Origin of the sequence: Gordonia sp. (in: high G+C Gram-positive bacteria) (assembly GCF_052106715.1) — a bacterium.
Classification (GTDB): Bacteria; Actinomycetota; Actinomycetes; order Mycobacteriales; family Mycobacteriaceae; genus Gordonia.
This window is the reverse complement of the sequence record NZ_JBQEDL010000006.1, coordinates 20,954-35,604: the sequence shown is the minus strand read 5'-3', so window position 1 is coordinate 35,604 and position 14,651 is coordinate 20,954. Positions and strand designations below refer to the sequence as shown.

12 protein-coding genes and 1 pseudogene are annotated in these 14,651 nt (G+C 67.6%); 4 read left to right on the top strand and 9 right to left on the bottom strand.

The window, feature by feature from the left end; genetic code table 11:
* Nucleotides 1–147: 147 nt before the first annotated feature.
* The 4 genes from ACTIMF_RS04670 to ACTIMF_RS04655 all read right to left on the bottom strand — a co-directional run bounded on the left by ACTIMF_RS04670 (nucleotide 148) and on the right by ACTIMF_RS04655 (nucleotide 2,770).
* Nucleotides 148–432 (bottom strand): hypothetical protein, encoded by a 285-nt coding sequence (locus ACTIMF_RS04670; RefSeq protein ID WP_442349112.1) that lies wholly within the window; start codon nucleotides 430–432, stop codon nucleotides 148–150.
* Nucleotides 433–501: 69 nt separating this feature from the next.
* The gene (locus ACTIMF_RS04665; RefSeq protein ID WP_442349111.1) at nucleotides 502–1,320 is read right to left on the bottom strand and encodes an adenylate/guanylate cyclase domain-containing protein; all 819 of its coding nucleotides are present in this window, start codon (nucleotides 1,318–1,320) and stop codon (nucleotides 502–504) included.
* Nucleotides 1,317–2,444 carry a DUF475 domain-containing protein gene (locus tag ACTIMF_RS04660; RefSeq protein WP_442349110.1) on the bottom strand — a complete coding sequence of 376 codons (1,128 nt, stop codon included), beginning with the start codon at nucleotides 2,442–2,444 and terminating at the stop codon, nucleotides 1,317–1,319. Before ACTIMF_RS04660 ends, ACTIMF_RS04665 begins: the two co-directional genes overlap by 4 nt.
* The gene (locus ACTIMF_RS04655; protein WP_442349185.1) at nucleotides 2,441–2,770 is read right to left on the bottom strand and encodes a hypothetical protein; all 330 of its coding nucleotides are present in this window, start codon (nucleotides 2,768–2,770) and stop codon (nucleotides 2,441–2,443) included. The genes ACTIMF_RS04660 and ACTIMF_RS04655 overlap by 4 nt, the downstream gene beginning before the upstream one ends.
* Before the next feature lie 107 nt (nucleotides 2,771–2,877).
* On the opposite strand from ACTIMF_RS04655, the gene ACTIMF_RS04650 reads away from it, so the two are divergent.
* A complete protein-coding gene (locus ACTIMF_RS04650) occupies nucleotides 2,878–3,222 on the top strand; it encodes an RNA polymerase-binding protein RbpA (protein ID WP_442349109.1) in 345 nt (114 codons plus the stop codon).
* A gap of 97 nt (nucleotides 3,223–3,319) precedes the next feature.
* Here ACTIMF_RS04650 and ACTIMF_RS04645 read toward each other — a convergent pair whose 3' ends face one another.
* The 5 genes from ACTIMF_RS04645 to cobN form a co-directional block, all read right to left on the bottom strand.
* The gene (locus ACTIMF_RS04645; protein WP_442349108.1) at nucleotides 3,320–4,087 is read right to left on the bottom strand and encodes a polyprenol monophosphomannose synthase; all 768 of its coding nucleotides are present in this window, start codon (nucleotides 4,085–4,087) and stop codon (nucleotides 3,320–3,322) included.
* Nucleotides 4,077–5,645, bottom strand: a complete 1,569-nt coding sequence (gene lnt, locus ACTIMF_RS04640) for an apolipoprotein N-acyltransferase (RefSeq protein ID WP_442349184.1) — start codon at nucleotides 5,643–5,645, stop codon at nucleotides 4,077–4,079. The genes ACTIMF_RS04645 and lnt overlap by 11 nt, the downstream gene beginning before the upstream one ends.
* A gap of 53 nt (nucleotides 5,646–5,698) precedes the next feature.
* Entirely contained in the window at nucleotides 5,699–7,318 is a 1,620-nt protein-coding gene (locus ACTIMF_RS04635; RefSeq protein ID WP_442349107.1) for an amidohydrolase, read from the bottom strand.
* 13 nt (nucleotides 7,319–7,331) lie between these two features.
* The gene (locus ACTIMF_RS04630; protein WP_442349106.1) at nucleotides 7,332–7,862 is read right to left on the bottom strand and encodes an FxsA family protein; all 531 of its coding nucleotides are present in this window, start codon (nucleotides 7,860–7,862) and stop codon (nucleotides 7,332–7,334) included.
* Between the two features lie 83 nt (nucleotides 7,863–7,945).
* Nucleotides 7,946–11,578, bottom strand: a complete 3,633-nt coding sequence (cobN, locus tag ACTIMF_RS04625) for a cobaltochelatase subunit CobN (RefSeq protein WP_442349105.1) — start codon at nucleotides 11,576–11,578, stop codon at nucleotides 7,946–7,948.
* A 197-nt stretch (nucleotides 11,579–11,775) separates the two neighbouring features.
* Here cobN and cobG point away from each other — a divergent pair, with 197 nt between their 5' ends.
* The 3 genes and pseudogenes from cobG to ACTIMF_RS04610 all read left to right on the top strand — a co-directional run.
* Nucleotides 11,776–12,930, top strand: coding sequence for a precorrin-3B synthase (gene cobG / locus ACTIMF_RS04620; protein ID WP_442349104.1), 1,155 nt, complete (start codon nucleotides 11,776–11,778; stop codon nucleotides 12,928–12,930).
* A 46-nt stretch (nucleotides 12,931–12,976) separates the two neighbouring features.
* The gene (locus ACTIMF_RS04615) at nucleotides 12,977–13,600 is read left to right on the top strand and encodes a precorrin-8X methylmutase (RefSeq protein ID WP_442349103.1); all 624 of its coding nucleotides are present in this window, start codon (nucleotides 12,977–12,979) and stop codon (nucleotides 13,598–13,600) included.
* A pseudogene (locus ACTIMF_RS04610) lies at nucleotides 13,597–14,651 on the top strand (precorrin-2 C(20)-methyltransferase); the annotation flags it as partial. The gene ACTIMF_RS04615 and the pseudogene ACTIMF_RS04610, both read left to right, overlap by 4 nt.

The following is a 14,651-nucleotide window of genomic DNA, read 5'->3' as shown; positions in this document are numbered from 1 at the left end:
CCACCGCATTGTTTTCACCCCCCCTGGTTTTTCAAAAACAAACACTTTGTGTCCCCCCGCCCCCCCCCCCCCCCCTGGGGGGGGGGCGCGCCTGCTTTCACGGGAGGGTGTCGACAGGACGCCTGGTCATCGGGGGGCCTTCAACCCTCATTCGGGCCGCGGCGTACCACTCGTGAGGTGCCAGTAGCCGCATCGGCACTCGTAACACCGGAGGGACGGCCGCGAGCGGGACTTCCGGGTGATCGCGAGGATGGCGCCGGTGACCGCAGCGTAGTCGGGGTAGGCGATCTTCTCCGGCGTCGGGCAGACGATCACCGCGGTGGTCACGACGCGACGGCCTCGCCGGGGGCGGGGTCGGGCCGAGGCAGCTTCTGTGCTGAACTCGATACGGCGGTAGAACTCTTCCAGTTCGTCGTCGTCGAAGAGTGCCACGCGGCCCATTTTAGTCCCTGCGCCGACCCACGAGCGGGCATGCGCACTCGCTGAAATCCTGGTGGGCCTTTACGAGCCGTCGCCGTCGTACCGTGGCAACACGCGGTAGACGGTCAAGTCCTTCGGCACGCCCTTCGCGCGGAACCGCCGCCTCTTGACAGCGAATCTGTCCGTGTCCAGATCGGCGAGCGTCGCGTCACTTATGTACACCTCCCCCGAACCCGCCGCGTCGCAGACGCGAGCCGCGATGTTGACGTCGACTCCGATGAAATCGTCTCCGACGGCGCGCGGCTCACCAGTGTGCATTCCCGCGCGCAGACTCGGCCGATGACCATTCACGGTGATCGCGGCGACGGCCTCACCGCACTCATAGGCAGCTTCCACGGCCTGCGTGGCATCGACGAAGACGGCCATCGTGCCGTCCCCGAGGGTCTTGACAACGTGTCCACCGTGACTGCGGATGACACGGGCGCATGCATCGTTGACCTGGTTGAGCAGGTCGAAAACCTGATCGTCACCTGCCCGTAGTGCCCAGGACGAGAAGCTGACGAGGTCGGTGAACAAGATCGTCACGGGTACCGGAGTGTCGTTCACGGACGGCCTTCGGCGTTCAATCAAGTTCTGCCACAGCGAGACCGACGCCAGCCCGAGTTCGCGGGTCGCGCTCGGCCGCCCACGCTTGGTGTCACCGATGAGCCGCGCCAACCGGTCCGAGGTGCGTTCGGACGGCGGGAACACCGTGGTCTCGGGCGGGACGAGTCTGCGAGCCAAGCGCGCAGCGCGGACCGCGGCGTCGGACGAGTCGGTCCGTGAGAGGAAGTCACTCGCCCGATGCAGGGACGACGACTCGTCGTCGTCGGACGGCGCATCCGAGCGGGGTGAGGTCACGGACCAGATTCTACGACCCGGGGGTCGGATCCGTCCTCTTCATGTGACGCTTCCCGCCGGTTGACCCAGATACTCGATGCCGTCGCCGCCCCGATGAATGCGACGCCGATCAGCCCCGTGACGACCTCAGGAATCTCGATGTTCTCGTCGACGCTCACCAACATGATGACGGCGAGGGCGCCGATCGCCCAGTGCGCCCCGTGCTCGAGGTAACGGTATTCCGACAGGGTGCCAGCACGCACGAGGTAGACCGTGATCGAACGCACGAACATCGCGCCGATGAAGCCGAGTCCGAGCGCGATCAGGATCGGGTCGGAGGTTATCGCGAATGCACCGATGACGCCGTCGAACGAGAACGACGCGTCGAGGACCTCCAGATACAGGAACAGGAACAGCCCTGCTTTACCGACGGCCTTGGCCGCTTCGCTCGGACCGGACGATCCCTCTCCCGTCTCGCCTTCGGGCCCCTCTGTCTCGATGAGCCCGGTGAGACCGTTGACCACCAGGTAGGTGAACAGGCCGAGAATCCCCGCCGTTAGCACTGACACGGTGTCGTCGGAGGCGGTGAACTGAGCCGCGGTCACGAGGGCAGCCAACGAGACGACGGTCGATGCCCCTGGCAGCCGTCCGACCTTTCCGAGTGGCTTCTCGATCGGGCTCAACCAGGTGATCCCGGAGTCGTCGAAGACGAAGTCCAGGAACAGCATGATCAGGAACATACCGCCGAACGCTGCGATCTGCGGGTGCGCATCGGTGAGGAGCGTCTCGTAACTCGGTGAGCCGTCAGCGAAAGTCGCGGCACCGTCGGTCGGCGGGTTCAGCGCGAGGTCCATCGCGTCGACCGGGTTGAGTCCCGAAGTCGCCCACACGATGACCAGGGGGAACAGCAGACGCATGCCCACGACCGCGATGAGGATGCCGACCGTGAGGAAGATCTTCTGCCACATCGGACTCATGCGTTCGAGAACGGTCGCGTTGATGACGGCGTTGTCGAACGACAGTGAGATCTCGAGAACGCCGAGGATCGCGCACAGCGCGACACCCGACCACCCGGCGTACAGGTAGGCGACGACGAGGGCGATGATCGTGACGACGAACGATGCGCCGAACACCCGTGCGATCATCGCAGACGCTCCGACTCTTCGGCGAGAACGACGAGCTCGTCCGCCATCGGTCCGAGGATGCCGTGATCAGCGTTCTCACGGATCGCCGTCCGAATGTCCTGGGCTGCGCAGCGCAACGCAAACAGCCGATCGCCGAGCGAGCAGGCTTCCTCCGCGGACAGGATCAACGCGTCGCCGGGAATAGCCGTACCGGCCACGAGCGTTCTCTGCTCATAGGCTCGTTGTCGGCAGGACCGCTTGCAGTACTTCCGTCGACGGCCCGATTCGGAGTCGACCATCTGTCGCCCGCACCACGCACATGCATAGGGGCGCTTGTGTTGGGACATCGTGGACACTCCGGGGACGTTACTCGCATGATCGGACTGGTCTGCGCAGCACCGCCGAGCGACGCGTAGACTGGTCTGGATCATCTGTCTGTTGAGAGGAACCATGAATGGCTGATCGAGTACTGCGCGGTAGCCGACTCGGAGCGGTGAGCTACGAGACCGATCGCGACCACGACCTCGCGCCGCGGCGGATCGTCCAGTACCGCACCGACAATGGTGAGATCTTCGAGGTCCCGTTCGCCGACGACGCGGAGATCCCGTCGAAGTGGCCGTGCAAGAACGGTATGGAAGGCACCATTCTCGAAGGCGCTGAGCCGGAGGAGAAGAAGGGCAAGCCTCCGCGCACTCACTGGGACATGCTGCTCGAGCGTCGCTCCGAGGAGGAACTCGAAGTGCTCCTCGCCGAGCGCCTCGACCTGCTCAAGCAGCGCAGGCGCGGCGGAACCGCATAAGAGGACACCAGATACAGATAGACCCCGGCTCACGCCGGGGTCTATCTGTATCTGCGGCCCATCTGCATCTTGTGGTGTAGTCGAGCGCTCTCCGTCGTCAGCGACGAAGTTTCGCGAGCCGCCCCTGGATTCCCCAGCGGGCGACATTGATGAACGATTCGGCGATGACGCCGCCGTCCATCTTCGACTCTCCGATCGCCCGTTCGGTGAACGTGATGGGGACTTCGCGGATGGTGAACCCGTGTTGCAGGGTGCGCCAGGCGAGATCGATCTGGAAACAGTAGCCCGCCGATTCGACCTCGTCCAAGCCGATCTTCTCGAGTACTTCGCGGCGGAATGCACGGTATCCGGCGGTGATGTCGTTGACCTGGACGCCGAGCGCCACGCGCGCATAGGTGTTGGCGCCCTTCGACAGGAGTTCACGACGCTTGGGCCAGTTGACGAGCGCTCCACCTGGGACGTACCGCGAGCCGATGACGAGGTCTGCACCGTCGTTGATCGCGGCGAGCAGCCGGTGCAGTTGTTCCGGGGCGTGCGAGCCGTCCGCGTCCATCTCGATGATCACCCCGTACTCCCGAGTGAGCCCCCACGCGAATCCGGCGAGGTAGGCCTTGCCGAGCCCGTCCTTCGCCGTGCGGTGCAGCACGTGGATGCGTTCGGCGGCATCGTCTGCGGCGAGTCGGTCGGCTACGTCCCCGGTGCCGTCCGGGCTCGAGTCGTCGACAATGAGCACGTGGATGTCGCTGAGCGAGGTGAGAAGACGCTCGACGATGAGGGGGAGGTTCTCTCGCTCGTTGAACGTGGGGACGACGACGAGGGCCCGGGCACCGTTCTCCCCGACCACTTGCTGATCGTTACCGCTCATCGTTCTCCTTCGTCTGCGTGCCGCGGAGTCGAGATCCACCGGCGAACATGTCGAGGCTAGTCGCTGTGCACAGCGCGTACAAAAATCCCAGCACCATGACGAGCAGGACGACCCGCTCGGGCCAGGGGCCGGCCCAGACCGCTGGGGTGGTCCCGTCGCGCAGCTCGAGCGGACTCTGCAGGATGGCCGGCTCGAACAGCCCGCTCTGGTCGATGATCGATCCGTCGGGCCTGATCAATGCGCTCAGTCCACTTGTCGACACCACAGCGACTGACCGTCCCGTCTCGACGGCGCGGACCCGCGACATCGCCAACTGCTGACTGCTCATGTCGGTCAGGCCGAACGTCGCGTTGTTGGTCGGCACGTACAAGAGTTGGGCGCCGTCGTCGACGGCCTTCCTCGGTGATCGGTCGAAGGCGACCTCCCAACACGTGGACACGCCGATGCGGACGTCGCCGCGCGAGGTGTGCGCGGTGATGACGCCCGGGCCGCTGCCCGCCTGGAAGTTGCCCGCTCGGTCGGCGTACGACGAGAAGTGTCGGAAGAATCCGCGCCACGGCAGGTATTCGCCGAACGGCTGGATTATGTGCTTGTCGTACCGGTCGGACGGCTCTTCGTCGGCGACGCCATCCCGTAGCCCCCACAACAGGACGCTGTTCGTCGGCCCGTTCTGGTTCGGCATGAGGGTTCCGAGGGCAATCGGAGCACCGGACGAGGTGACCGAGGTCCGGATCTCGGTCGCGGCGTCCTCGTTCTGCAACGGCGGGATGTCGGAGGCGTTCTCTGGCCACAGGACGATGTCGGGCTGCGGACGTTTGCCTGCACGTACCTCTCGAGCCATCTCCAGAGTGGTCTGGACATGGTTGTCCAGGACGGCGCGGCGCTGCCCGTTGAAGTCCAGTCCGAGGCGCGGAACATTGCCTTGGATCGCTGCGACGTCGAGCGTCGACGTCTGGTGCGTGCCGGGCGCGCCGGTTCCGAGGAGGACGGCGCCTGCGATGAGCGGCACGATCAGGGCTGCTGCTGCGGCGCCCAATCGCTTCCAGGACAGCCGTTTTACCGATGGCGTCGCGCCGCGCGCGGCCAGTGCCGACAGCACGAGCGACGCTGCGCCCGCACCGACGAGTGCGATCAGGAACGACACTCCCGGTGCGCCGACGACCGACGTGGTCGGCAGCAGTAGTCCCGATGTCTGGCTGAATGCCGCACGGCCCCAGGGGAAGCCGCCGAACGGGAATGACGAGCGAATCGCTTCGACGCCGGTCCACGTGATGGCGAACCAGAGCGGAGCCCACCGCAGACGCATCGTCCGCGTCGCGATGGCACCGAACCCGGCGAGGTAGAGCGCCATGATGACGGCGAGCGCCAACCACGGCAGCGGGCCGACGTATTCACCGATCCACGGGAGAAGTGGCACGAAGAACACGAGGCCGTAGACAAATCCAGCGAGTGCTCCGACGCGAGCCCGGGGGCGTCCCACTCGCAGCACCGCGTACAGGACACCGAGCGACAGCGGGGCGAGAAACCAAAGGTCCCGGGGCGGAAAGGACGCGAACATGAGTCCGCCACCTGCCGCGGCGCCTGCCAGACGCCACACCCAGCCGGGGAAGCTCACGCAGTGGGCCGTTCGTACACGATCTCGCCCGAGATGGCGGTGCGGACGCACTCGGGCAGTCGGGCTCCGGGCTCGACGTCCGGCAGTGCGGGTACCCGGGACCTCGGGTCGGTCGACCAGCGCTGCACGTTCTGGTGCGATGCGGCGACGACCAGGTCGTCGACGTCCCACACCGCGTAGTGCGCGGGTGCGCCGGGCACGAGTGTGCCGGTCAGGCCGTCGTTGACACCGCCTGCCCGCCATCCGCCTCGGGTGCACGCGGCGAATGCGGCGCGCGGCGAGATCGCATTGGTCGGAGTGTGGTGGTGGACCGCGGCTCGAATGCTCGCCCACGGATCGATGTCGCAGACCGGTGCGTCACTGGAGAAGGCCAATGCCACGCCCGCACGCGCCAGTCCCGCGAAGTCGTTCAGTGTCGGGGCGCGCTCACCGAGGCGGTGGATGTACAGGGCGTCGTCGCCGCCCCACTCATCGTCGAACAACGGCTGCATGGAGGCGATGGCACCGCACCGCGCGAACAGTTCAGCTTGGTCGGGCGTCACCATCTCGGCGTGCTCGAGGCGGTGGCCGCAGCGCGCCATGGCCGGGGTCCCGAGTTCGTCGGCGACGGCGCTCATCGCGGCGGCGACGGCGGCGACGGCTCCGTCGCCGATCACATGGAATCCGGCCTGTACTCCGGCGAGGGTCGTTGCGCGCAGATGCGCGGCGATGGTCTCTTCATCGAGGTAGCTGACACCGTATTCACCGGGCGCATCGGAGTACTCGTCGATCAGCCACGCGGTGCGCGAGCCGATCGCCCCGTCGATGAACAGATCCCCGCCGAGTGCGTCGGCGCCCATCGCCGAGACGACCGCCCTCGCCTCTTCGAGGCTGCTGACCGGCTGTCCCCAGTACCGGCGGACCATCACCGGGTGGTCGAGATCGGCGATGGACCGGAAGTCGTCGACTCCGCTGATGTCGGGGCCGCCGTTCTCATGGACGGCCACAACGCCTCGCGATGCGGCGTGATCGAGAGCGGTCAGCTGCGCGTGCCGCCTCGCCTCCGGACTGATGAGGGCCCGTGCGGCCGCGCGGACGCGGTGGTGGGCGTTCGCGACGAGTGGCGCCTGCGCCTGGTAGCCGGTCGCCGCTTCGATTCCGTGGATGAGGTCGCGCAGAGCGCTCGACGCCACGGCCGAATGCTCGTCGACGCGGGCCAAGTAGACCGGACGGTTCCCGGCGACCGCATCGAGGTCCGCCGTGGTCGGTGGGAGCCCTTCGGCGTCGGAGCCGTCCCAGGTGGACGAGTCCCAACCGAGGCCCCAGACGATCGGATCGTCCGAGGTCTCGAGGAAAGCGGAGAGCAGTTCGAGGCAGTCGGTGCGGCTGGTCGCTCCGCTCAGATCCAGTCCGGTGAGGCGTAGGCCGGTGTCGGTGAGGTGAACGTGCGAGTCCACGAACGCCGGCGCGACGAAGTGACCTTCCAGGTCGACGACCTCTGCATCCGGATGGAGGGCGCGGCCGACGTCGTCGGTCCCGACCCATACGACTATTCCGTCGGTGATCGCGAGGGCGGTGGCATCGGGTACGGCAGGCGAGGAATACACGGTCCCGCCGAGGAGCAGCTGAGTCGTCACGCCCTCGATTGTGTCAGGGTCGGGCCGAGGGCGGCTCGGGCAGGCCGGGCACATCGATGTGGACTGTGCCGTCGGGACGACGGGCAGTGACGTCGACGACGTCGGACGTCTCGTCGATCACACTGCCCTCGACGGTTCCGTCGACGTAGCGCGCGCCACCGCGCGGTCCTCGCGCACCGGTCACCAGGGCCGACGCGCGCCGCATCATGCCTGCTTCGACGGCTGGCCTGAGCACCTTGCGGGCGGGCGGCGTCATCAGGATCAGCCCGACGACCGTCGACACGACACCCGGCAGAATAGTGAGGAGTGCCGCACCGGCGAACAGGACGCCGTCACCCGCCGGGCGAGCGTCGCTGGGTTCGCGACGTGCTGCTTTGCGCAGGTCGGCGGTCAGGGTCCGCGCACGCCGGCCGAGCACTGCGCAGCCGACGGCCGCGGCTCCGATGGTGATCAACAGCGCCCATCCGAAGCCGAGGAAGTAGGTGAGCGCCCAGAACGCCGCGATCTCCACGACGAGGTAGGCCACTATTGCGAGCCTGATCATGCTTCGTCACTCTCCGATACACGAGGTGGTGTTCACCCGTGTAACGCCTCACGGCCCGCGAGAGTTCCCGAACGCGGCGATCGTCAGTCTTCGGACCGTCCTTCGATATCGCCCTCGGCCTCCAGATAGACCTGGCGCAACTGGTCGAGGAGCTCCGGTGGTGGCTCCTTCCACATGTCACGCTCGACGGCTTCGAGAAGCCGCTCGGAGATGCCGTGCAGCGCCCACGGATTGGAGTGCTCGAGGAACTCACGGTTGGTCTCGTCGAGGACGTATTGCTCGGTGAGTTGCTCGTACATCCAGTCGGCGACGACGTCGGTGGTCGCGTCGTATCCGAAGAGATAATCGACGGTCGCGGCCATCTCGAAGGCGCCCTTGTAACCGTGTCGACGCATCGCCGAGAGCCAACGCGGGTTCACCACACGTGCCCGGAACACGCGGGAGGTTTCCTCGTGCAGCGTGCGGGTACGGACCGAGTCGGGTCGCGTCGAATCGCCGATGTACGCCTCCGGGTTGTCTCCGGTCAGCGCGCGGACCGTCGCGACCATCCCGCCGTGGAATTGGAAGTAGTCGTCGGAGTCCGCGATGTCGTGTTCGCGAGTGTCGGTGTTCTTCGCGGCGACGGCGATCCGGCGATATGCTGCTCTCATGTCCTCGACGGCCGCCACGCCGTCGAGGTCGCGTCCGTACGCGTAACCGCCCCACTCGGTGTAGACGGCGGCCAGATCCTCGTCGGTGCGCCACTGCTTGGAGTCGATCAGTTGCAGCAGGCCCGCGCCGTATGTGCCCGGGCGTGATCCGAAGACACGAGTGCTCGCGCGTCGCGCGTCCCCGTGGTCAGCGACGGCGGCGCGTGCGTGCGCCGCGACATAGTTCTGCTCGTCTGTCTCGTCGGCGTCTGCCGCGAGACGGACCGCGTCGTCGAGCATGGTGACCACGTGCGAGAACGCGTCACGAAAGAATCCGGAGATGCGGATCGTCACGTCGATGCGTGGCCGCCCGAGGTCTTCAGGCGGTACGAGCTCGAGTCCGGTGATGCGGCGAGACATCTCGTCCCACACCGGTGCGACGCCCAGCAGGGCGAGGATCTCGCCGACGTCGTCGCCGGAGGTCCGCATGGCGCTGGTGCCCCACACGGATAGACCGACCGAGGCCGGATACTCACCGTGGTCGGCTAGGTAGCGTTCGACGAGCGAATCGGCCATCGCGCGGCCGGTCTCGAACGCCAACTGCGACGGGACGGCCTTCGGATCGACGGAATAGAAGTTGCGTCCGGTCGGCAGAACGTTGATCAGACCGCGCAACGGGGACCCGCTGGGGCCCGACTCGATGAACCCGCCGTCGAGAGCGTGGAGCACCTGGTCGATCTCGCGGGAGGTCTCACGCAGACGCGGGATCACTTCATGGGCGGCGAACGCGAGGATCTGTCCGACCTGCTCGGGGCGATCGCCGGATGCCGCGGCGACGGCGTCGTCGGACCAGTCCCCCGCCGCACAGGCGGAGACGAGCTCGCGGGCGATCGCTTCGACCCGATCCACGTCCCCACGAGCCGACTCGTTCTCGACGAGGCCGAGGGCTTCGCGCAGACCGGGTAAGGTCTGCGAGCCGCCCCAGATCTGGCGAGCGCGGAGCATCGCGAGCACCAGGTCCACCTCGGTCTGGGCGTCGGGCGCCTGGCCCAAGACGTGCAGGCCGTCCCGGATCGCCGCATCCTTGATCTCGCACAGCCAGCCGTCGACGTGCAGGAGCATGTCGTCGAACACTTCCTCGTCGGGTCGTTGCGCGAGGCCGAGGTCGCTGTCCATCTTCGCAGCGGTCAGCAGCGTCCAGATCTGCTGACGGATGGCGGGTAGTTTCGACGGGTCGAGAGCCGAGATGTTCGCGTGCTCGTCGAGGAGTTGCTCGAGGCGTTCGATGTCGCCGTACGACTCGGCGCGCGCCATCGGCGGGATCAGGTGGTCGACGAGCACGGCGTGCGCGCGACGCTTGGCCTGGGTGCCTTCGCCCGGATCGTTCACCAGGAACGGATAGACCAGGGGCAGATCGCCGATCGCAGCGTCGGTCCCACAGTCGGCGGACATGCCGAGCGTCTTGCCCGGCAGCCATTCGAGGTTGCCGTGCTTGCCGACGTGGACGATCGCGTCAGCACCGAAACCCCAGCCGTCGATGTCGGCCCGGGAGGCCAGCCAGCGATAGCTCGCGAGGTAATGGTGGCTCGGCGGCAGGTCGGGGTCGTGGTAGATCGCGACCGGGTTCTCGCCGAAGCCGCGGGGTGGCTGGACGAGCAGGACGACACTCCCGAACGGCATCGCGGCGACGACGATGTCGCCGTCGGGGTTGTGAGTGCGGTCGACGAACAGGTCGCCGGGCGGCGGGCCCCAGTGCTCGATCACCGACGCACGGAGCCCTTCAGACAGCGTCTCGAACCACGCCGTGTAGTCGGCAGCGGCCACCCGTACCGGATTCGCTGCGAGCGCCTCCTCGGTCAGCCAGTCCGGGTCCTGCCCGCCCGCATCGATGAGTGCGTGCATCAGCGCGTCGGGGTCGTCGTCGGCGGGGGTAGCGCCCAGACCCGGGATGTCCGCACTGTCGCCGAGGACGTAACCGGCGTCGCCGAGCGCACGGAGCAAGTGGACGAGGCTGCGCGGCGTGTCCAGGCCGACCGCATTGCCGATCCGGGCGTGCTTGGTCGGGTACGCCGACAGCAGCAGCGCGACCCGCCGGTCGGCGGCCCGAAGATGGCGCAGGCGTGCGTGACGGACGGCGATCCCGGCCACCCGGGCGCACCGTTCGGTGTCTGGCGCGTAGAACGGCAGACCGTTGTCGTCGAACTCCTTGAAAGAGAACGGCACGGTGATGATGCGGCCGTCGAACTCGGGCACCGCGACCTGGCTCGCGACGTCGAGCGGTGAGACACCGTCGTCGGCGGCAGCCCAGTCAGCGCGCGAGCTGGTCAGGCACAACCCCTGAAGAATCGGGATATCGAGTGCCGCAAGCCGTTCGACGTTCCAGGCCTCGTCGTCTCCGCCTGCGGCCGCCGTCGCAGGAGAGGTACCTCCTGCCGCGAGAACCGTGACGATCAGGACGTCGTACGTGCCGAGGTGAGCGATCAAATCGTCGCCGGCGGCCCGCAGCGATGCGCAGTAGACCGCTTCGGCGTGCGCCCCGAGGTCTTCGATCGCCCCGCACAGGGTGTCGACGTACTCGGTGTTGCCTGCCAGGTGCTGTGCCCGGTAGTAGAGGACGCCGACGCGCGACGCGGCACCGAGGCCGCCGACGACGTCGCGAGCGTCCCGGTCGAGCACTCCCCACGCGGGCGTCTCGACGGGCGGCGCGAAGCCGAGACCAGTGAGCAACACAGTGTCGGAGAGAAAATCGTGCACGGCGGCGAGATTCGCGTGACCGCCGGCGACGAAGTAGCTGTGGGCTTGCGCGGCGACACCGGTCGGCACGGTCGAGAGCGCCATGAGGTCCGGGTCGGGGTTGAGTTCGCCGGAGAGCACGACGACCGGCACGTGCTGCGACAGGACGGCGTCGAGGCCCTCCTCCCACGCACGACGCCCGCCGAGGATCCGGACGACGACGAGGTCGGCGCCGTCGAGCAGCTCGGGGATGTCGTCGAGCAGGATTCGGCTCGGGTTGGCCACCCGGTACTCGGCCCCACAGGTGGCGGCGGTGCGTAGGTCGGTGTCGGACGTGGACAGCAGCGTGATCACGAGGTTCGCTCCTCGCCGGGTTGGCGCGCCCGGCATCGTTGGGACCGACCGGATGATTCCGGTCGATCGACGTGGGTCTGGCTCGAGCCGTCGTCGTTCGGCTCATACAGTGGCGCGTCCGCGCCGGCGTCACACCGGCTTCCACGTCGATTGTTCCCGCTCAGCCTAGCCGTGCATGCGCCGCCTACTCTGGATGGGTGAGTTCATCAGCGACTGGTCCCGCACCCGATCGTTGTCCCGGCGTGTTCGCCACCCACCAGGCCGCCGACGGAAGACTGGCGCGCATCCGGATTCCGGGCGGCGTGATCGACGCGGCCGCGCTCGATGCGCTGGCCGCGGCCGCAGACGAGTTCGGTGACGGGGCCATCGAGGTCACCGGGCGGGGCAACCTTCAGGTCCGCGGCATCGAGGCGAAGCGCGTCGATGCGTTCGGTGGAGCCGTGAACACCGCGGGCCTGGCCTCGGACGCCGACCACGACCGGGTGCGGAACGTCGCGATGTCGCCGTTCACCGGCCGAGTAGGTGGTCTGACCGACCTTCGACCCGTTGCGCAGAACCTGCACACCCGGCTCGTCGACGCCGAATGGTCCACGGCTTTGTCGGGGCGGTTCTGGTTCGGCCTGGACGACGGACGCGGTGACATGCTCGCCCGCGCCGCCGATGTGATCGGAGCAGCGGTCGACGTCGCGAACTCGGTGATCGTCGTCGACGGCGTCCGCGTCGGTGAGCCAGTGGCGCATTCGGACCTCGCGGCCGCGATGGTCGACGCCGCGGCGGTGTTCGCCGAGATCGCCGACGGCGCCTGGCGGGTCGCCGACCTCGACCAGGAACGCCGAAGCGAGCTGCTCGACCGCCTCGGCCCGAGTGACGTCGCCGCGCCTGACGGCATCGTTCCCGAGTCCCGGGTCGGCTGGTTCACGCAGACCGATGGCCGGGTGCTGCTCGGAGCCGTCGTTCCATTCGCCCGGTTGACCGCCGAGCAGGCACGGTTCGTCGCGGCGATCGGCAGCCCGGTCACGGTGACTCCTGAACGCGAGATCCTCATCGGCGACCTCGACGAGGCGGTGGCCGATACCGTCGTCCGGGTGCTCGCACCGCTCGGATTCGTCTTCGACGCGCGATCACCGTGGACGTCGCTGACTGCGTGTACCGGAGCTCCGGGATGCTCGAAATCGCTCGCTGACGTACGCAGCGACCTCGGACTCCACGTCGCCGGACTCGATCCGGACGAAGGCCCTCCGCACCCCGAGCACTGGGTCGGGTGCGACCGGGGCTGCGGATCCCCTGCTCGAGCCCATGTGCGAGTTCTGGCCTCGTCGGACGGGTATATCCGGACCACGCGGGGCGACTGACCCGCCAGAGGAGTCACGTCGGGCCACTCAGTACTGTCGAAGCACTATGACCGACTACATCCGCGACGGTGCCGAGATCTACCGCCAGTCGTTCGCCACGATTCGAGCAGAGTCGGACCTCGCCCGTTTCCCGGTGGACACCGAACCTGTCGTCGTGCGCATGATCCATGCGTGCGGGCAGACCGACCTCGCCGACGACGTCGTCGCGACGCCGGATGTCGTCGCCGCTGCCCGCACCGCGCTGGCGGCGGGCGGACCGATCCTGTGTGACACGAATATGGTCGCTTCGGGTGTCACGCGCAAACGTCTGCCCGCCGACAACGATGTGCGCTGCCATCTTCAGGAACCCGGGATCGCCGAGCTGGCCGAGCGGCTCGGCAACACGCGGACCGCTGCCGCACTGCAGTACTGGCAGGACGACCTCGCGCGGTCCGTCGTCGCGATCGGCAATGCGCCGACCGCGCTGTTCGCCCTCCTCGATCTGATCGACGAGGGCTGGCCGCGGCCGGCCGCAGTGATCGGAGCCCCGGTGGGCTTCATCGGCGCCGCTGAATCGTGTGCGGCGCTGGCCGCCCGGACCGACCTCGAGTACATCACCGTGACCGGCAGGCGCGGCGGCTCGGCGATAACGGCAGCGGCACTCAACGCACTCGCGAGCGTGGTCGAGTGAGCGGCAAACTCTGGGGTGTCGGGCTCGGTCCCGGCGACTCCGAACTCGTTACCGTCAAAGCCGCTCGGGCCATCGGGCAGGCCGACGTCATAGCGTTTCATTGTGCGCGCCACGGCAATTCGATCGCGCTGTCGGTCGCCGCCCCTTACCTCCGCGACGGCCAGACCCACGAGCGACTCATGTATCCGCTGACCGTTGAGACCACCGACCATCCGGGCGGTTACGCAGGAGCGATGAGTGAGTTCTACACCGCGAGCGCGGCCCGTCTGGCCGACCACCTCGAAGCCGGTCGCGACGTCGTCCTGTTGGCCGAGGGCGACCCCCTGTTCTTCAGCTCCTACATGCACATGCACAAGCGACTCATCGATCGGTTTGAGGCCGAGATCATCCCCGGGGTCACCTCGGTGAGTGCGGCGTCGGCAGCCGTCGGCATTCCGCTCGTCGAGGGCGAGGAGACGCTGACGGTCCTTCCTGGCACCGCAGAACCGGGCGAGTTGGTCGCAGGTTTCCGCTCGGGGAAGGCGCTAGCCGTGATGAAGCTCGGACGGACGTTCGAAAAGGTCCGCGACGCGTTGGCGACGGCAGGCAGGCTCGACGAGGCCTGGTACGTCGAACGCGCGTCGACCGACCGCCAGCGTGTGGAGCGGGTTGCCGACGTCGACCCCGAAACGGTCCCCTACTTCTCACTGATCGTGGTGCCTGGCGCGCGAAACAATCCGTTCGCCGCAGAGCCCTCGACCGCAGGTGAGGTCGTCGTCGTCGGGCTGGGACCCGGACCCGGCGACCAGACGACCCCGCAGGTGTCGGCCGAACTCGCCGCGGCCACCGACCTCATCGGCTACACGACCTATCTCGCTCGCGTTCCAGCGCGGCCAGGCCAGCGAGTGCACGCCAGCGATAATCGTGTGGAAGCCGAACGCGCCGAGTTCGCCCTCGACCTCGCATCGCGCGGTGCTCGCGTCGCCGTCATCTCGTCGGGTGATCCCGGCGTGTTCGCGATGGCCGCCGCTGTCAGCGAGGTGGCGTCTGAGCCCGCGTGGCAGCATGTGCC